An 18,372-nucleotide genomic window follows, 5' to 3' on the forward strand; every position below is an offset into this window, starting at 1 on the left:
GATAACTAGAATTATTATCTCCTCTCCATTATACTTTCATACACTTCCTGAACTCTTTCCAGTATTTCAGCCTCATCTAAAGTTAATACTTTTCTTTTCCTCATCACTATTTTACCATCAATAATGGATGTATCCACATCTGATGCTCTTGCTGAATAAACTAAATGTGAGATCATGTTGGTTTTAGGATAAAAGTGTGGTTTTTGTAGATTAATGATTATTATATCTGCTTTTTTCTCTATTTCAATTGAGCCAACCTCCTTTTCCATACCCAGCAATTTTGCCCCATCAATTGTTGCCATTTTCAAGACATCTTCAGCCTTAACCACCCTAGAGCTGCGTTGCCTAGCTCTCTGTAGAATGCAGGCAAACTTCATCTCCTGAAACATATCGATGCAGTTGTTGGTGGCTGGACTGTCACTTCCAAGACCCACAGTTATTTTTGCCCTGAGAAAGCTACTTAAGGGTGCTATTCCATCCCCTAGCTTGGCATTGCTTGTTGGGCAATGAGCTACACCAACTCCATTAATATGCATCAACTTAATTTCTTTAGGTGTAACATGAACACAGTGGGCTGCAATCAACCTTGAATTCAGCAATCCTAATTGATGAAGATATTCAATGGAGCCATCATATCCATAATTCCTTTTAACCTCCCTTATCTCCCATTTGGTTTCTGCAACATGCATATGTATCTTCAAGTTATGTTTTTCAGCTATTTCCCTCACTTCTAATAATACTTCCTTAGGGACTTTTGGAATCCACCATGGTCCAAGTGCAAATTTAAAGCGATCTGAATATTTCTCCTCTATTTGCTGGAGAATACCTCTATAATCTCCAATCTCATCTATGATTAAATGTGCATGTAATCCTCTAAGTCCACTTGCATATCTTTCTTCCAAAAATCCTGCACCTGATGCATAGCAGGTAATTCCAGCCTTTATCATCTCTAAACACACAAGTTTGATTGCTATTGCCAATTCTTCTCTTGTTGCAAGGTGGATGGGAGGTCCTGGACTTGATGGACTTAGCCATTCCTCTAGGGATAAGTTGTCTCCAAAGCCTCTTCTAAGAACTGTTTTGAAGTGGACATGTGAATTTATTAGTCCAGGCATTACAACACCATTTGATGCATTGATAACTTCATCAGCCTCGTATGCTTCTTCTATTTCTCTAGTTTTTCCAATATCAATTATCTTTGACCCCTCAATGTACACTGCACCATCAGGTATGAATGTATTATGTTTATCCATGGTTACTATGAAACCATTCTTAATCATGAGGGAAGTCAAATTAAATCACCACCTACCACGTGTCTGCTTGAAATACATGTAGAGTTTTTGCCTTAAACATGGCTTCTAATGTGCTTTTCAACTGTTTTGGTTTTAGTGTTTTAATTTTTGAGTTTAAGATAAACTTTGTAGGTGTGGTGACACCGTATATAAGCTTTATTAATTCTTCATTTGTAGTTTTTATAACTGTTTCAGGCTGATCCTCCTCTATTTTTACTTGACTTTCTTCTATTGTTAGGGTTGCTTGTTGGTTTTCCGTTACTATCCCTATTTTCTTTTTTATTTTCGTTTTACTCTTTAGATTTTCTTCCAGTTCGGGTTTTAATTGTTCTAGTAGTGTTTTTAGATTTATTATTTTGTCCATGAATATTCCGCCCTCCATTAATTTTTTAAATGACTTCAAGGTTTTCATTATGTTTTTTGTCGGCTGTATAGGAAGGACTAATTCCTTTGCCCCCCTTTCTAGAGCTCTTTTTATGGCTTCTCTTAGAACGGTTTTTATGGTGTTTCTATTTGTTGCTACTACTTCGATTAAGTTTGCTATATGTGGGCTTCTAGGCTTAACTCTCACGTATTCATTAGTTATTCCTAGTGTAAAGTATCCTATTGTCTCGTTATTCCTCAATACCCTGTATATTTTGAAGGCTGGTTCATAAGTGAATGTTTCATAGTATCCTCTGAGTATTTTCTCTATCACATATCTTCTACTTCTCTTATGGCTTGCTGAAATTTTCCCAGTATATTTCATGTAGATTTTAAGTATTTTTTCAGCATCCTTCTCTTCAGCTTCAACCACTTCAATCTTCTCATCACTTTCCAGTTTCTTAATGGTCTCTTCAGCCTCCATTCTTTTTCCATAGAATCTTGCTAGGAGTTGTGTGTCTGTGAAACCAAGCTTCCTATATACCCTATGGGCTACTCCCCTGTAATTTGTAAAGAGGGAGGATAATGGTATATCTCTCTTCTTCAGTCTTTCAATTGCGAGTTTTAATAGCTTTGTAGCTATTCCTCTTCCTCTAAATTCTTTGCGTGTTGCAACATTGGCTATTCCGCCTGTTGTAATGTAGGCTTTACCAACTCTGAGTTGCCTATATACTATTTGAACATGGCCAACTATTCTCTCATTATACTCTGCTACAAAGGCGTTTTTTCTAGAGAAACCTTCATCCTTCTTCTCGAGGACTAACCAGTCTTTAACTGTAAATTGCATATCTTTATATTCCCTAAAGACGTTGACTAGTAATTCCACTATTCCCTTCTCATCTCCACTTTCATATTCTCTAAAGATTAGCTGCATGGATTAAACCTGCCATTGAGTTAATTATAATGAACTATAGCTATTTATCAGTTGTATATTGTTGTAATTTTTCCTGTATCCTAACTCTCTTATACATTGTATATAGACTTTATTAATACCCATCTAAGAATGTGTATAAGCGTCATGAAGAGAAATTATAATGGCAGAGAAATTTTTATTTTAAATGGCTGAGTTATTGAGTATGGGCCGGTAGCTCAGCCTGGAAGAGCATCTGCCTTGCACGCAGGGGGTCGCGGGTTCAAATCCCGCCCGGTCCACCAATTTTAAACTCTAAGTACTTTTCTAGCTGATGAGAAATTTCGAAAAAAGGAGGATAATGTTTCTTTACTTTTTCTTAATAAAGGCGAAGGCCAGTATTGCTATGGCAATGATAGATACCGCAATGATATATGGTAGGAATGTTTCAATAACGGGTGGTGTAGGTTTTCCTTTTACTGTAAACTCGCTTCTAAGTCCATTGACTTCAACATTATATATTCCAGGCTCAGTCTTCACAATGGTAAAGGTGATAGTTTTCGTCTCGTTTGGTGCAAGCTCGACATTTTTAGTTGCCTCAAGTTTTTTATTCAATAGTAATTTCACAGTGTAAGTGAAACTGTCTTCAAGGGTGTTTGTAACTTCAACGGTTATAGTGACTTTTTCTCCAGCTTTCACTTCCCTTGGCTCAACAATTAGGCTTGATATTATGATAACTTTCTTTAAGTTCATTGTAATGCTTCCACTACCACTAACTGTGACTGTTGTTGAGCTAGAGCTTGGATCCTTTATGCTTATGTTTCCTGATGTACTCCAGCTTATGAATTTGTATCCACTAGGTATTTCTCCAATGGATATTGAATATGTTCTTGCTTGAACATTTATTTTTTCTCCATGTTGATATTTTACTCCATTAAAGATTAAAGTGGCCTCGGGAATTACGTTTCCTTCCATATCTTTAATGTAAAAGTGTATGGTGCTAACAGTTTCCTGAAGAGGGAGAACTTGAATTTCACTTGTAATTTTAGCACTATTTCCACAAATGTCTTCCACATAAATTCTATATGTTACTGTACCTTCTCTATTGAGTGGAGGTATAAAGGCATAATATAGATGTGTTGATTTATCAAATGTTATTTTTGCTTTATACCATTCTGAATTGTCAATCTTGTAGATTACTCGAACTTTTGATATTTTATTCCAGTCAGTTGCGAGGATTATAAGGATTACTGGCTCGTTTAAACTTACTGTTTCTGGTTTTCTAGGTACAATTTTGATGTATGGAGGTATTGTATCATTTTTATTCCAGTTGCCCCAGATGTCAGTTGCATAGGCTGTTAGAATTGAATCTTCCACCCATTCTTCTGGAAATGGTACTGGCTTCATTTCAGCTGTCCATCCTTGGACAAATGTGTAGTTGTATATGGTGTATTTAGTTGTGAGTTCTTCTGGGCCTAATACATGTGCAGTGAAGCCAATCCATCCGAATTCCCGTTCCTTCATGTTGGGGCTTAGTAGACTTACGAAGCCAAAGTGTGTTCGAAATTCCTTGTCGCCGAGATAGCTCTGTTCATCTGAAACGTGGAGATTGAAGTTTATTGTTACATGGGTTTCATTGAATATTCTTATTCTAGCTTTCTCTATTCTCACTATTGGTCCTTCATGGTCGGTTATTACTGGAATTTTGATAGGGTTTTTTAGTGGATAATTGTCATAGTAGCCGGGTAAAACTTCATATGGTCCGGGGCCACTATATGTGTCCCAGTAGTTTCCAATGGGTTTAGGATAGTCTAGTGAGAATTCTGGGAGTGGCTCAAATTTACCACCGTCAACTTGCTTCTTATTTTCAATGAAGTTGTTTCGTATTATTTCTCCAACTGCTCTATTTACGAATATGCCGACTTGGTTGTGTGAGATTTGGTTGTCTGATATTCTTATGTGGCGGTTGAAGTATCCGTGAGGTCCTCCCTCAAAGTCTATGTGTATGCCATATTCATTGTCTTCAATGTAGTTTCCTATTATTCTTATATCTCCTTCATCTGAGTATGCTGCAATTGGCTCTAAGTGTAGCCAGTATAGTATGCCCATTGAGCAGCACTTGTATATTTTTACTCCAATGTGAGAGTTACTGTATATTTTACTGTTTGTGATTGTTACTATTGGGCTTTCATATAATAAAATGCCTATCCAGCTTGAGTGGATGGAGCAGTTATATATTTTTGCTATGGAGCGGTAAACTAGTATGTTTATTGTGGAGGTTCCGCTGCATTCAGAATCTCTAATTGTTACAAAGTTTGTTCCTGAAACTATTATGTTTGCAATTTGATTGTCAATAATGTGGCAACTGGAGATTACTTGTTTTACAGGGCCTCGTGGTGGTAGGATTCCACTTTCATACATTCTAACTATTTCAGCTATACCTAATTCCACGTGAGAGGAACGTATTAGTATTCCTGCATAATTATTCTTCACAATATTGTTGTAGAATTGAATGTAGGATGAATCAACAATTGATACGCCTAACGAGTTTCCATAGAATTCATTGTTGACAATTAATGAATTATTGGCTTTAAATAGTAGTAGACCATAATCATAATTGCCATGTATTTTACTGTTGAGAATGACTGCACCTTCAGTTTGTATACAAATTCCACCTTTCTCTAGAGAGGCAAATAAACCAGCGCCAGAAATATCTGATCCATTAATAAAAATTGATGAGTCTTCCCTAGCTACTATATAATATGAGCCTGAAACTCTACGTATTGTTGAATTTATAATTGTTAGTGAGCCTCCTGGTAGGACTTCTATCTTAATGGGTTTTACATCACCCTTCATTTCAATATTTGAGTTTATTATGAAGAGAGAGGAATTGACTATTATGCTTCTATCGAAAGTATATGTGTTTCCCCTCAACGTGGTTGGATTATTGATCACTAGTGGTTCAGGAACTTTAAAGTGTGGTCTTACTTCTATACTAGTTAGTATTGAAACTTTAGGTATTGTTATTGAAATTATATTGTCGACTTGTTTGTATGGAATTTCCACTCCATAGGGCAAATCTTCACTATAGAGCCATATTGAAACTTTTCTTCCCTCCAATTGTGGTGGAAGAGTGAAGTTGAATTTGACATTGTAAGCTCTAATAACCTTATCTTGTTTGTAATCGTAAGCGAAGTTTATTATATGGAAGATCATGGCGTTTTCTCTGTAATTGAAGAATCTGTATATATGAGCCCTTGAAGATAAACTTGTGTTAACATCCCTGGACACATAGGTGTCTATGATCTCTCTAAACTTTTCTAAAATTGGATTTGCCCTTGGATCATACTTTGTTCTATAGGCCAAATAGTCTATTGGTGAAATATCCTTTATTGAAATTATTAAACCTGAGCCGACTTGATGAACTTTTCCGTCAAAGTAGCTGGAAAACCTTCGATCTACTTTTTCTACATACTCATCATATATGCCTACATCACCAAGTGCTATTATTGTTCCTCCATTTTCCAAGTACTGTTCAAGTAATTTAACTTGGTCATCTGTTAAGCAAAGTGCCATTGGCAATACTACAGCTTTATATTTTAAGAGCTTGGAGAGGGGTTGGGTAATATTAACCCATACATTATCGCCAAATACTATTATGTCGAAGACTCTATGTGAATCTGCTAGTAGGTAGTATGTTCCCTCATAACCATCATAAGTGAGAGGCCTACTTTGTCCAAAAGGAACAGGTGTTGTAAAGTTTAATTTATAATACCAGTTTAATGCTGTTGCAGCAGAGTAGATCAGAGCAATCTCACCAAATTGGGATTGCCCGAAGAGCTGAGGATTCTCTTGAACAAGTTGTATGAATTGCTTCCAATGTGTAATATTGATTGCTTGTCCTTCATCACTTAATTTCACACTTGGGAGGCCGCCGCACACTATTATTTCTGATAATGCTATGTATTGCTCTTCTGGGTCATTGGTCATATTCCATCCACAGGAGAACCATGCTGTGAATCCTGTTGCCTCCAGAGAGCTTGCAGGTGTGATCCATGGATTAAATCTCTTCCCCAGACTTTGGAGTACTCTAAAGTCTGTACTTGCTGTTCTATTGGGGTAGCCGATAATGTCAGGTCTATCTCCAAAGGCAGGGGCACTAAACCACACATACTCCCAATTGACACCATCGACGAATGGTAGAACTGGAAGATCTAAGGGCCATAACCCAATTCTCGTGGAGATATAAAATTCCCTTCCAGCCTCTTGTTCCCACTGCTGAACATTTTCCCATAAAATCCTATATAGCTCTAAGAGCATGAGCTTCTTAAAGTTATCCCACTCCTCCCAGAGAGCTCTTATATGTGGATCTGGATCCTTTGCTGGTGCATCTCCAGGATTGGCTATGACTTGGCCAGTTTCAGTATACTGTTCATATTTATGATAGCCGTGATCTCGGAGAAACTGAGTAAAGTTAAAGCTACTTATATCTAATATACCAAACTTATCTGCCAACTCCTCTGAAGTATATTTTGAAGCAAGATATTGATTGAACTTTTGTATAGTTTCTGGATCAAAACTACCCCAACTATAACAGCCTACTCCTCCATCAAATTCCACACCGTCAACACCTGTATCGAAGAGAAGCTTCATAAACTTTATAAAGAAAGCACGCCAAGCATCTCTTCCCTCATACCCTATTGTATATGGTAGATCCACCCAATACTTCCCGTTTAAATCCATTGGAGAAATTTCCTTCTTGGTTAGATTCCAGTAATTTAGAAATTCCACATCTTCACTTAAGCTTGAGAATGGTCTGTAGAGAATGTTTTTTAATCCCATAGCACGATTCATTGTATAAATTATTTTTGCCTGGTCGAAATCCTCAAGAAAATCTATGCTGAATGGATCGCCTGCCAATGTAGCCCTCAATGGAAAGTCATAGCTATAGTCTCCATAGAACTCAATTGAATGGAACTTTATGCTGTAAGGAGCACTTACCTCTTCAACATTTACTCTTTTTTCTAAGTGTGCTTCAATTGACTGTACAACCCATGAATTCGGGGATAAATAGAAGATGAAGATAATTGCTAAGGCTAAAACACATAATAGTCTAGGAGGCAGTGTCCTCTTTCCCCCCAAAACTTTTTTCATTATATTTAAGAGGGACACCTTAATCCCCCTCACAACCCATTCATTCAGAAAGTTAATTAACAATATCTTCAAGCTACATTAAAATTATTTTTCGAAATCTGGAAAAATTTGCCTTGTGTAACTGTTAAATATTTGGTGAGCATTTATGAGTATTAGTGAGTATAATGGAACGTTTATACACGATGAAGGAGGCTTCAAAACTGCTTGGAGTTCATGTAAAGACGATTCAAAGATGGGATAGGGAAGGTAAGATAAGGTGTGTTAGGACTGTAGGAGGGAAGAGAAGAGTTCCAGAGAGTGAGATAAAGAGGATTCTAGGAATACATGAAGAGAGGAGAATCATAGGTTACGCTAGGGTTTCGTCACACACTCAGAAAGATGACTTGGAGAGACAGATTGAGTTAATAAAAAACTATGCTAAGGAGAGAGGATGGGATGTAGAGATTCTCAAGGATGTAGGTTCTGGGTTAAGAGAAAACAGGAGAAACTTTCAGAAGTTACTTAAGATGGTTATGAACAAAGAAGTTTCCAAGGTTATAATAGCGTATCCAGACAGATTAACGAGGTTTGGACTCAAGATTCTTGAAGATTTCTTCAAGAGTTACGGGACTGAAATAGTTGTGATAAACAAGGAGGAAAAATCTCCACAAGAGGAGTTAATCGAAGATTTAATCACGATAATATCTCACTTTGCTGGTAAGCTTTATGGAATGAGATCACACAAGTATAGGAAGGTGGTGGAAGGTGCTAAGAAACTCATACAGGATTGTTAGCTACAAGGTTGAGCACGACTACGATGTGAGCGATTTTCTAAGTAGCTATAGATATCTCTTACAGGGAGCGATAGATTACATTTGGGATAATATTGAATGGAGAAGGAAAGGTAGAAGATTAATTCCGATAATTCCAAAGTCTAAAGAGTTTAAACGTAATTTAAGGAATTATTTACTCCAAAATTGGGATTACGCTTCACATTACGTGGATTCGGCGATAAAAACAGCTTACTCAATCCTAAACTCGTGGAGAAGGAATTACCTCAAAGGGAAGAGAAGTAGAAGCAAACCGACAGTTAAGAGGAAATTTGTTAGGGTTAAAGAGACTCTATACATTTACAGAAACGGTAAGATTAGAGTCACAGTTAAGCCGAGAGAAATCTATTTAGAGTTCGATTTGACGAAGGTATGGTTCAAGAAGAAGGTAGAAGGTTGCGATTTGGGAGAGTTAATCCTGAAGGAAAACGAGCTAATAATCACTTTTAGAAAACCTCATACTCCGTCAAATCCTTCAAAGAAGATTGCTTGGGATTTAAATCTGCTTAGCATGGACGGAATTTGCGATGAGGGTTGGATTAGAGTAGATTTAAAACCTCTCTACACTCTGCACATAACTTACGAGAACATAAGGAGAAAAATCCAGAAGTTGGAAAAGAGAAAACCAAAGACTGCAAGAAAGCTAATGGAGAAGTATTCCAAAAGATACAGAAACAGAGTTAGAGATTTTCTGCACAAACTAACCTCTAAGATTGCGGAAGAGTTTAGGGATTACGAACACGGTTTTGAAGACTTAGAAAAACAAGGGATGTTCACTAAGAGAAAAACTCACAACAGAGTCATTTCTAAACAGAATTGGAAAGAAATTGTAGCTCTGATGAGTTACAAGGCTAATGTTAAGTTGTTAAATCCTCGTAACTCAACTAAAACCTGCCCCAGATGTGGTGGAAAAATGAAGCACCGAAAGGGGCAGGTTTTGGAGTGTAATTGTGGTTTAACCATTAACAGACAGCTTAACGCATCTATAAACCTCTACCTAAGGATGTGTGATATGAAACCTTCCAGAAATTCATGGAAGTACGTGAATGAGTCGCTTAAGAGAGGTGGTATAACATGGGTAAAAGTAAGGTTATGAAACAGGAAGCACCAAGAAATAGGATAGAAAGAGCTTATATGATGGGGCTTTGTGCTACAGACATTTTTGTAAGAAGGCTCGGAAGACAGATAGAAGTAATTGTTGGAAGCACCAGACAAGAGATTTTAAGTATATTTGAGGAAACATTTAGTAGATATACTAAAGTAAACTCCACGGAAACAATAGATAAAAAGACAAAACTTCTAATGAGATACAAATATGCAATACTACATCCTTCTTTTGAATTTTTATTACTTTCAAAGGAGAACATACCTGAAAATGAGGAAGAGCTATATTCATATATTGCTGGAGCAATAGATGGAGATGGAAACATAAGATTTAGAAGGCGCATTAGAACAGGGGAAGGAGAAATACGATTGTGTAACAAAGATAAAGTTTGGTTAGAGAAGCTACAATATAAACTACTTATGTACAGCTATCATCCTATTGTTCACAGGAATGGCAGGGAGTACGTCCTTTCCATCTATAGAAAGAGAGATGTAATAAGGTTGGGAGCAAAAATCTTAAAATTCATGAAGAATGAAACTAGGAAGAAGAGATTACTTGAAATATTATCCAAAATGCAAATAGTAAGGAAGCCATATTTAATAGGTGTTGTAAATAAAGATACCTTTCTTAAATATGTAAAGCAAGACTTGTCGCTTTGTACTATAGCTGGAAAGCTAGGCGTCCATAGAACCACTGTTAAATACTGGCTTAAAAAATGGGGTATAAAATATCCCAACGATGTGGGGTTTCCCTCCTTCGATGAAGGTTTGGGAGGATGAAGTCCTCCCAATCCTGAGAAGGAGCGGGGTTACCCTGAAAGGGGGCAAGACCGATGATATGCTCCCCATGAACCCAGAGGGAGCTGAGGTTGATGCTCCCCAAGGTGGATGTACGTTCATCAATACGTACATCTACTGAACCCCTAATAATGTGAAGCTAGAACTAAATATACATACAACCTCAGCATACCGTTTGTCCCTACCGCTTCAACTGAGCCCCTTGAGGTACGGGTTAAGCGAGTGACCCCGTACTGAGAGGCAACCTCGCTAACAGGTTTAAAAATAATGAAAACTAACTAAAAGTACCATGAGTAGGGAAACACTACTAGTTAAAATAGAGGGTTTACTTATTGAAATTTGCAATTACTCTTACATCCCAGGTATTATTCCTCCAATACTAAGATGTACTGAGCTTCCATTCTTAATTAGGGAGGAAGATGTAGATGTACCTTTATTTGATACGACAACTATTCATGTGGAGGTGGCGGTGGAGTTTGCATTAAGTGATGAATAATTAGGTTATATGATAACTTTTTATTTCACCTTTACTTAATCTATATTGCTGATGATGACAAGAGGGTCTCTTAAGGTTAAAACCGATGTAGTGGGCTGGAAAAACTGAAGTTATTCTTCTTTTCCTTCCATGCTTTTTCATATAATCCTAATTTTTCCTCATATGCATGAATTATTGATGATGTCACTGTCCATGTTTCTAATGGTTTTGGATATATGGCTAATTTTTCATTTGACAGCTTTAATGTTTCTTTGTTGAAGTTTCCATGTGGGAATCCTCCAATTATTATTACTGGTCTTTCTTCTACTACTATTTCTTCGGCAATTTTCTGTGGTGTTGATGGTTTTCCCTTTGAAGTTAAAATAATTATCCTTGTAGGCTTTAATTCCTCTATTAATTCTTCCAGTGTCATTTCCCTTATTTCTAGGAGAGTTTTCTCAGCTTTTGGAGGAACTTTCCCTGTTTTGAATAACTGTTCTATTAGGCCTGTGAATCTCAGATAGTTTCTTGGCAGTCGTGTTTCTGGATTAACATATATTACCTTATTGTTTCTAGTGTGAATGTAGACTTTGAGGTGGCCTTGTAGATTTGCTGGACTTCCAAGTATTTGTAATAGTGTTATATGGATGATGTCCGGTCTTCCTCTCTTCCATTTCTCATCTAGCTTTTTCATTGCTATATAATGGTAGGATGTATCTAGTAGCATTTCACTTGGCCTTTTACCCCTCTTTTTCGCATGTTTCCTTATTAATGGATGGTTGATTATTTGTTTAGGTATTATTTCTAGTGCTGCTTCAGCTAATATTATTGTGAGCATAATATCACTTCATCCCCTTAAAATTCTTATCTAGCTTTATAAAAGATATTTTTGGGTCACAGTCTTGAGTTACATTAAGGATCTTGCAGTTCAAAGAATTAACATTCTCTTCAGCTTAGCTGAGAAAATGTTTCTCTCTCACCCTGATTTAGCTCAGAGATATGTTGATTTAGCTAGGAGAATTGGAATGAGATGTAAAGTTCGTATTCCAAAGAGATGGCGTAGACGTTTTTGTCGGAAGTGTGGTAGTTTTCTTTGGCCTGGAGTCAACTGTCGTGTAAGAATACGTCAAAACCGCTTTTCACATATAGTTATTACATGTCTTAAATGTAAAAGTCAGAAGCGTATTCCAATTAAATAGAGCTGAGATAAGAATATTACTTATATTTACCTTTATCTAATAAATTGGAGTTGTCTTAAATGTCTAGGAGGAAAGAGTTAATTAAGCGTGTACTGCATGGTAAACCTCATGTTCATATTGGGAAAAGTGGTTTATCAGAAAATATTTTAAATGAAATTGATAGGCAACTTGAAGAAAATGAAGTCATTAAGATTAGAATTTTAAGGAGTGCTCTCTCAGTTGAGAATTGTGATAGATCTGTTTTTGTTAAGCTTCTAGCTGAGAAACTTGGCGCTAAGATACTTGATGTACGTGGATTGACAGTAATCCTTTATAGGAGGCGAAGACTTTATAAGAGATAGCTTCACTTTCAACGCTGAAATAGATTACTAAAACTCTTGGTTGGGATATAAAATGCCAACACCATATAGTGTTCCTCCTCAAAGATTAATAATTGAAATTGCAAGGTACTTGAAGGAACATTATCCCCAAATTAAACCTCCACCCTGGGCTTTCTTCGTTAAGACAGGCCCCCACAAGGAGCGACCCCCTGAAGATCCAGATTGGTGGTATATTAGATGTGCTTCTCTTCTACGCAAACTCTATATTCATGGTCCAGTTGGATTATCAAGATTGAGGACTGCCTATGGTGGGAGAGAGAGGAGAGGGGTAATTAGAGAGCACTTTAGGAAGAGTGGAGGCTCCATTATACGTAAAGCTCTACAACAATTAGAGATTGCTGGGCTTGTAACTAGAGTTGAAGGAAAGGGTAGAGTATTAACGAGTGAGGGTCGGGCTTTATTAGATAGAATTTCCTTTAGAATATTTAGGGAGTTACAAAGGTCTAGACCTGAATTGGCGAAGTATATGGCTCTAGCAAAGTAATTTGATGGAGAGTGACTGAATGAGTAATTCATATGACGCTGAACTTGAAGAATTGAAGAGAAGAAAGCTACTTGAATTACAGAGACGTGCAATGGAAGCCAGGAAACGTGAAGAAGAAGAGGCACAAAAGCAAGCTATTTTGAGAAGAATACTTACTCCTAAAGCTAGAAGTAGGTTGATGAATTTAAAGATAGTTCGCCCTCAATTTGCAGAGCAACTTGAAATTCAACTTATTCAATTGGCTCAATCTGGACGTCTACCTATCCCATTAACTGATAAGCAACTTAAAGCAATATTGTTGAAGCTTGAAGGCCGTAGGAGGTCTACTAGAATAATTTTTAAGAGGAAGCCCTAAAGGTGATTTATGATGGCTCGAAACAAACCTGCTGCTAAAAAGAGGAGATTAGCAAGAGCATTAAAACAAAATTCACCTGTACCCTTCTGGGTTGTAGCTAAGACTAGGGGTAAATTTAGACGTCACCCTAAGTTGAGGCACTGGAGAAGAAGTAGACTGCAATTATGAGGTGAATCCTATGTCTAAGCCTAGTGTAGAGAGGGAGTATATAATACCCTTAAGAATTGCATATTCCGTTCCAAGGCCTAAGCGTGTTCCAAGAGCTATAAGATTTATTAAAGCCTTCATTAAGCGTCACATGAAGACTGAACAAGTTTGGATTTCACCTGAATTAAATATGCTTATTTGGCGTAGAGGTAGACAGAAGCCTCCTAGAAAAGTGAAGGTTAGAGTAGTTGTGGAGGATGAAGTAGCAAAGGTTTATCCAGCTTGAGGTGAGGTCTAAGGTTTGATAGAGAAGATGGCTATTTATGGTAATTCTAGTATCGGTGTTTTCTGCATGGCTACAGATAGCTATGTGTTAATTCCCCCTGACATTCCAGATAAAATTGTTAAGATTGTCGAGTCAACCTTGGGGGCTCCTATAATTCAAACTAGAATTGGAGAGTCTGTTTTATTGGGCGCATTAGTTGCTGGGAATTCTAAGGGCCTTCTTCTTCCTCACATTGTAACTGATGATGAACTAAATCTTCTCTCCTCAAAGTTAAAGATTAACATTGCCATTTTACCTAGTAGGAGAACTGCATTAGGAAACGTTATTCTAGTAAATGATAATGCCGCCATTGTCCATCCAGAATTAGAACGTGAAGCTAAGAAGACTATTGAAGATGTACTTGACGTGGAGGTTGTTGATTTCCTTATTGCTGGCCTTCCAATAGTCGGTGCAGTTGCAGTTGTAACTAATAGGGGCGGTGTATTGCATCCAATGACTAGTGAGGAAGATCTAAAAATTATAAGCAACATTTTTAAGGTAAATGTTGATGTAGGTACAGTGAATGCAGGTTTCCCTTATGTAGGTACAGGAATTATAGGAAACTCTAAGGGGGCATTAGTTGGTGCAGCAACTACTGGTCCTGAACTTGCACATATTGAGAGAGCGCTGGGCTTACTGGAGGTTTAATGATGAGCGTTAAGGTTTATCGTGTTGAAGGAAGAATTTTGCTTAGAAGTGGTACATGGCAGAAATTTGTAATTGATGTTACTGCTATAAAACCTGAACACGCATTAGAAAGAGTTTTTTCATCTATTACTGGATTACATAAGATTAAAAGAGCCCATATACGTGTGAAGAGTATTAAGGTTATTTCACCTGAGGAAACTAAGAACCCATTAATTAAGCATATTATGGAGATGAAATCTTGAGTAGAAAGGAGTTAGAAGCTAAAGTAAATAGGCTATATGTTGAATTGAATACCTTAAACTCTATTGCAGAGTCTCTTCAACGTCGATTTGAATCTCTAAGTAATACTTCAACTAGCATTCAAATAACCCTTAACACTCTTAAAGAAATTAAGAATGTTGAGAAAGGTCATGAAATATATGTTCCACTTGGTCCATCAGTCTATATTTTGGTTTCAATTGTCGACAATTCTAATGCACTCTTAAATGTAGGTGCTGGAGTTATAATTAAGAAGTCAATATCCTCAATTGAAGATTATCTTAACAATCAACTAGCTCAAGTTCAACGGGAGCAAATGACTGTTCAAAAAAAGTTGCAGGAAGTTTTAAATGCAATATCTAATGTTCAAGCAGAGTTAAACAAACTGCTGAGTAGTTCATCTTAATTGGTGATATTCATTGTTCAATAAGCTTAAGAATACATTAAAATTTCTTGTAGACATTATTTCCCAGAAGACAATTACAGAGAAGGATTTAAATGACATTCTATTTGACTGGCAATTAAAGTTGATTGAATGCGATGTAGCATATCCAGTAACAGACTATATTATAAGTGAAGTTAAAAATTTCCTTGTCGGCTTAAAGATAGATAGATTTAAAGGTAATCTTCCCTTGCTAGTTAAGGATAAGTTGAAGGACATTTTTATCAGTATAATTGAGGCAGCTGGAGAATTAGATTTAATTGAATATATTAGGCAGAAGAAAATGAAAGCTGAGCCTGTAAAGCTTGTCTTTGTAGGTGTGAATGGTAGTGGTAAGACAACTACTATTGCAAAAATTGCATATATGCTCAAAAATAAAAATATACTTAGTGTCTTGGCTTGTAGTGATACTTTTAGAGCTGGTGCAGAAGAGCAATTAGCCTTCCATGCTGAGAAACTTGGCCTCAGAATGATTAAGCATACATATGGTGCTGATCCAGCCGCTGTGGCTTATGATGCAGTTAATTTTGCTTCTTCACGTAATATTCCTGTCGTATTAATTGATACTGCCGGTAGAATGCAGACTGATAGAGGTTTAATGGATGAATTGAAAAAGATTATTCGCGTCATTAATGCTGACCTAGTTATTTTTGTTGGTGATGCCCTTGCTGGTAATGATGCACTTACTCAAGCTGAAATATTTAATGAGCATGTAGGTATTGATGCTTCAATTATAACTAAGATTGATGCCGACGTAAAAGGTGGAACTGCTATTTCAATACTCTATGCTACCAGGAAGCCCATAATATATCTTGGTAATGGGCAAAAATATACTGATTTAATACGCTTTACACCTCAATGGCTTATTTCTTCCATTTTAGAATAAACTCTTAAACCTTTAATAGGGATTGATACTTAGATTTCATGGGGGGATTTTAATTTATGCCTAAGAGTTTGAGGAATAAAGACTTCCTTACAATTCAAGATTTTAATTTAGATGAATTATGGTCTGTTTTACATTTAGCAAGGGATCTGAAGCTTCGCTTCTATTCTGGTGAGCGTGTAATTCCTCTTCTTAAGGGTAAGACTCTTGCAATGATATTTCAGAAACCATCTACTAGAACTAGAATTTCCTTCTCAGTTGGCATGTATCAGCTTGGAGGTCGAGCTCTCTATCTGAATTGGAATGATCTTCAGCTTAGGAGGGGTGAGACAATTGAAGATACTGCGCGTGTTTTAAGCCGTTATGTTGACGCCATTATGGCTAGAGTCTATGCCCATAGGGATCTCGAGGACTTAGCTACAGCGGCTACAATACCTGTTATTAACGGTTTAAGTGATTTGTTCCATCCATGTCAAATACTGTCTGACATGTTCACTATATGGGAGAAGAAAGGTAAACTTAAGGGTTTAACTTTAGCTTATGTAGGTGATGCAGCCAATAATATTGCACATTCACTCTTAATTGGCTGTACTAAATTTGGTTTAAACATTAGGCTTGGATGTCCAAGAGGATATGAACCGAAGGAGAAGATTTTAGAAATGGCTAGAAGGAATGCTGAGGTTAGTGGATCAGAGATAGAGATATTTAATTCTCCAGTTGAAGCTGTGAGAGATGCTGATATAATTTATACTGATGTTTGGGTTAGTGCTGGCCAAGAGGCTGAGGCTGAGATTAGAATGAAGATTTTCCCACCATTCCAAGTTAATAAAGCTTTGCTTGAGAAGGCTTCTTCAAATGTAATGGTGATGCATTGTCTACCAGCCAAGAGAGGTCAAGAGATAACTGATGACGTTATTGATGGCCCCCACTCAATTGTTTGGGACCAAGCGGAAAATCGACTACATGTCCAAAAGGCATTATTGGCATTAATACTTCAGTAATTGTAGAGTGGAGCAGTAAATTTTTAAGACCCCACATACTTTAACTTTTGGTAATTAATGGTGATGATGTAATGAGTAGCTTTATAGCCTCAGTTAAACGTATACTTCGTCTTTCACGTAAACCCTCAATGAATGAATTTTGGCTTTCGCTTAAGATTTGCCTACTTGGCTTATTTATATTGGGTATGTATTCCTTTATTATTCAGTTTATGTCAGCTATACTTCAAGCTCTTCCACCATGAGGAGATGAAAATCATGTCTCCATACTTTGCTGTTAGAACTACTGCTGGACAGGAGAAGGGTGTTGCATTACTTGTATTTACTAGGGCTTCCTCCAAGGGTATACCCTTAAATGCAATCATTGCACCTGATGAAGTGAAGGGATTCATTTTTATTGAAGCTAAAAGCCTAGCCCTAGTTGAAAGGGCCATTGCAGGTATTAAGCATGTTAAGGGATGGGTTCCAGGTAAAATTAATTCATCTGAAATAGAGAATTTTCTTATCCCTAAGTCTCCACTTGAAGAATTGGATGTAGGTGATATTGTAGAAATAATTAGTGGTCCCTTTAGGGGAATGAAGGGAAAAGTTACGAGGATTGACCGTGTAAAGGAGGAGGTTACTTTAGAATTACTTGAAGCTGCATATACTCTTCCCATTACTGTGCATGGGGATACTGTACGTCGTATAACCATTTAATTTAGGGTTCTGTAACGTTTTCGGTTGATGTCGCCATGTGTAATACTCGGTTGATTCCACTCATGTTACGGAGCCAATTTCAGAAAAATATAATAAATCCCATTATCATTCCACTCTAGCTAATAATTAGAGAATAGTTGAGGTGTACATGTTGGGTACTAAGAAGACCTTTAACTTCCTAGTTGAGGGAGGAAAGGCAACTGGCGGGCCGCCTATTGGTCCATCTCTAGGTCCATTAGGCTTAAATGTTATGCAAGTAGTCAACAAGATAAATGAGTTAACTAGGGAATTTGCTGGTATGCGTGTTCCAGTTAAAGTTGTAGTTGATATTGATACTAAAGAGTTTGAAGTAACTGTAGGTACACCTACAACTGCCGCCCTTATAATTAGAGAAGTGAAAGCTGAGAAGGGCTCTGGTACTCCACATGAAAAGAAGATTGGCAATCTAACTATAGAGCAAGCAGTAAAGATAGCTAAAATTAAATGGCCACAACTTTCAGCCAAAACACTAAAGGGTGCAGTAAAAGAAATTTTAGGGACATGTCTAAGTATGGGTGTAACTGTTGAAAATAAGAATCCGAAGATTGTACAAAGAGAGCTTGACGAAGGGAAATACGATGACATACTTGAAAAGTTTGAGGAGGAATAA

At 37.1% G+C, this 18,372-nt stretch carries 23 protein-coding genes and 1 tRNA gene; 20 read left to right on the forward strand and 4 right to left on the reverse strand.

The features are described 5' to 3' along the window. Positions 1-14 precede the first annotated feature (14 nt). Both ACW8TM_RS03705 and ACW8TM_RS03710 read right to left on the reverse strand, forming a co-directional pair. A complete protein-coding gene (locus ACW8TM_RS03705) occupies positions 15-1,292 on the reverse strand; it encodes an amidohydrolase family protein (protein ID WP_491531930.1) in 1,278 nt (425 codons plus the stop codon). Positions 1,293-1,305: 13 nt separating this feature from the next. Beyond that, positions 1,306-2,589, reverse strand: coding sequence for a GNAT family N-acetyltransferase (locus ACW8TM_RS03710; RefSeq protein WP_491531931.1), 1,284 nt, complete (start codon positions 2,587-2,589; stop codon positions 1,306-1,308). Between the two features lie 204 nt (positions 2,590-2,793). Here ACW8TM_RS03710 and ACW8TM_RS03715 point away from each other — a divergent pair. Beyond that, positions 2,794-2,870: transfer RNA gene (locus tag ACW8TM_RS03715), tRNA-Ala, on the forward strand. Positions 2,871-2,934: 64 nt separating this feature from the next. On the opposite strand, the gene ACW8TM_RS03720 is transcribed toward ACW8TM_RS03715, so the two are convergent. Further along, entirely contained in the window at positions 2,935-7,737 is a 4,803-nt protein-coding gene (locus ACW8TM_RS03720; protein WP_491531932.1) for a right-handed parallel beta-helix repeat-containing protein, read from the reverse strand. A gap of 146 nt (positions 7,738-7,883) precedes the next feature. Between ACW8TM_RS03720 and ACW8TM_RS03725 the strand changes: the two genes are divergently transcribed. From ACW8TM_RS03725 to ACW8TM_RS03745, 5 genes are all read left to right on the forward strand, one after another. Further along, positions 7,884-8,492, forward strand: coding sequence for an IS607 family transposase (locus ACW8TM_RS03725; protein ID WP_491531933.1), 609 nt, complete (start codon positions 7,884-7,886; stop codon positions 8,490-8,492). After that, positions 8,464-9,624 (forward strand): RNA-guided endonuclease InsQ/TnpB family protein, encoded by a 1,161-nt coding sequence (locus ACW8TM_RS03730; RefSeq protein WP_491531934.1) that lies wholly within the window; start codon positions 8,464-8,466, stop codon positions 9,622-9,624. Before ACW8TM_RS03725 ends, ACW8TM_RS03730 begins: the two co-directional genes overlap by 29 nt. Then, a complete protein-coding gene (locus tag ACW8TM_RS03735) occupies positions 9,603-10,412 on the forward strand; it encodes a hypothetical protein (protein WP_491531935.1) in 810 nt (269 codons plus the stop codon). The genes ACW8TM_RS03730 and ACW8TM_RS03735 overlap by 22 nt, the downstream gene beginning before the upstream one ends. After that, positions 10,393-10,551 carry a hypothetical protein gene (locus tag ACW8TM_RS03740; protein WP_491531936.1) on the forward strand — a complete coding sequence of 53 codons (159 nt, stop codon included), beginning with the start codon at positions 10,393-10,395 and terminating at the stop codon, positions 10,549-10,551. Before ACW8TM_RS03735 ends, ACW8TM_RS03740 begins: the two co-directional genes overlap by 20 nt. 168 nt (positions 10,552-10,719) lie before the next feature. Continuing rightward, positions 10,720-10,926 (forward strand): hypothetical protein, encoded by a 207-nt coding sequence (locus tag ACW8TM_RS03745; protein ID WP_491531937.1) that lies wholly within the window; start codon positions 10,720-10,722, stop codon positions 10,924-10,926. Positions 10,927-11,002: 76 nt separating this feature from the next. Here the strand turns inward: ACW8TM_RS03745 and ACW8TM_RS03750 are convergent, their stop codons facing one another. Then, on the reverse strand, positions 11,003-11,743 hold the full coding sequence (locus ACW8TM_RS03750; RefSeq protein WP_491531938.1) for a 16S rRNA methyltransferase: 741 nt from the start codon (positions 11,741-11,743) through the stop codon (positions 11,003-11,005). 64 nt (positions 11,744-11,807) lie between these two features. Between ACW8TM_RS03750 and ACW8TM_RS03755 the strand changes: the two genes are divergently transcribed. From ACW8TM_RS03755 to ACW8TM_RS03820, 14 genes are all read left to right on the forward strand, one after another. Further along, on the forward strand, positions 11,808-12,104 hold the full coding sequence (locus tag ACW8TM_RS03755) for a ribonuclease P protein component 4 (RefSeq protein ID WP_491531939.1): 297 nt from the start codon (positions 11,808-11,810) through the stop codon (positions 12,102-12,104). A gap of 59 nt (positions 12,105-12,163) precedes the next feature. After that, positions 12,164-12,445, forward strand: coding sequence for a YhbY family RNA-binding protein (locus ACW8TM_RS03760; protein ID WP_491531940.1), 282 nt, complete (start codon positions 12,164-12,166; stop codon positions 12,443-12,445). 52 nt (positions 12,446-12,497) lie between these two features. After that, positions 12,498-12,968 carry a 30S ribosomal protein S19e gene (locus tag ACW8TM_RS03765; RefSeq protein WP_491531941.1) on the forward strand — a complete coding sequence of 157 codons (471 nt, stop codon included), beginning with the start codon at positions 12,498-12,500 and terminating at the stop codon, positions 12,966-12,968. A gap of 19 nt (positions 12,969-12,987) precedes the next feature. Beyond that, on the forward strand, positions 12,988-13,323 hold the full coding sequence (locus ACW8TM_RS03770) for a DNA-binding protein (protein ID WP_491531942.1): 336 nt from the start codon (positions 12,988-12,990) through the stop codon (positions 13,321-13,323). A gap of 12 nt (positions 13,324-13,335) precedes the next feature. Then, positions 13,336-13,491 carry a 50S ribosomal protein L39e gene (locus ACW8TM_RS03775; protein ID WP_491531943.1) on the forward strand — a complete coding sequence of 52 codons (156 nt, stop codon included), beginning with the start codon at positions 13,336-13,338 and terminating at the stop codon, positions 13,489-13,491. A 10-nt stretch (positions 13,492-13,501) separates the two neighbouring features. After that, the gene (locus tag ACW8TM_RS03780) at positions 13,502-13,756 is read left to right on the forward strand and encodes a 50S ribosomal protein L31e (protein ID WP_491531944.1); all 255 of its coding nucleotides are present in this window, start codon (positions 13,502-13,504) and stop codon (positions 13,754-13,756) included. A 15-nt stretch (positions 13,757-13,771) separates the two neighbouring features. Continuing rightward, positions 13,772-14,443, forward strand: a complete 672-nt coding sequence (locus tag ACW8TM_RS03785; RefSeq protein WP_491531945.1) for a translation initiation factor IF-6 — start codon at positions 13,772-13,774, stop codon at positions 14,441-14,443. Further along, positions 14,443-14,685 (forward strand): 50S ribosomal protein L18Ae, encoded by a 243-nt coding sequence (gene rpl18a, locus ACW8TM_RS03790; RefSeq protein ID WP_491531946.1) that lies wholly within the window; start codon positions 14,443-14,445, stop codon positions 14,683-14,685. Before ACW8TM_RS03785 ends, rpl18a begins: the two co-directional genes overlap by 1 nt. Further along, positions 14,682-15,107 carry a prefoldin subunit alpha gene (gene pfdA, locus ACW8TM_RS03795; protein WP_491531947.1) on the forward strand — a complete coding sequence of 142 codons (426 nt, stop codon included), beginning with the start codon at positions 14,682-14,684 and terminating at the stop codon, positions 15,105-15,107. Before rpl18a ends, pfdA begins: the two co-directional genes overlap by 4 nt. 13 nt (positions 15,108-15,120) lie before the next feature. After that, positions 15,121-16,029, forward strand: a complete 909-nt coding sequence (gene ftsY, locus ACW8TM_RS03800) for a signal recognition particle-docking protein FtsY (RefSeq protein ID WP_491531948.1) — start codon at positions 15,121-15,123, stop codon at positions 16,027-16,029. Positions 16,030-16,085: 56 nt separating this feature from the next. Continuing rightward, complete coding sequence (gene argF, locus ACW8TM_RS03805) at positions 16,086-17,027, forward strand: ornithine carbamoyltransferase (protein ID WP_491531949.1); 942 nt, start codon at positions 16,086-16,088, stop codon at positions 17,025-17,027. A gap of 71 nt (positions 17,028-17,098) precedes the next feature. Then, entirely contained in the window at positions 17,099-17,269 is a 171-nt protein-coding gene (locus tag ACW8TM_RS03810) for a protein translocase SEC61 complex subunit gamma (RefSeq protein WP_491531950.1), read from the forward strand. A gap of 13 nt (positions 17,270-17,282) precedes the next feature. Next, positions 17,283-17,723 (forward strand): transcription elongation factor Spt5, encoded by a 441-nt coding sequence (locus ACW8TM_RS03815; RefSeq protein ID WP_491531951.1) that lies wholly within the window; start codon positions 17,283-17,285, stop codon positions 17,721-17,723. A gap of 148 nt (positions 17,724-17,871) precedes the next feature. Next, entirely contained in the window at positions 17,872-18,372 is a 501-nt protein-coding gene (locus tag ACW8TM_RS03820; protein WP_491531952.1) for a 50S ribosomal protein L11, read from the forward strand.

The organism is Candidatus Culexmicrobium sp., from assembly GCF_058356305.1.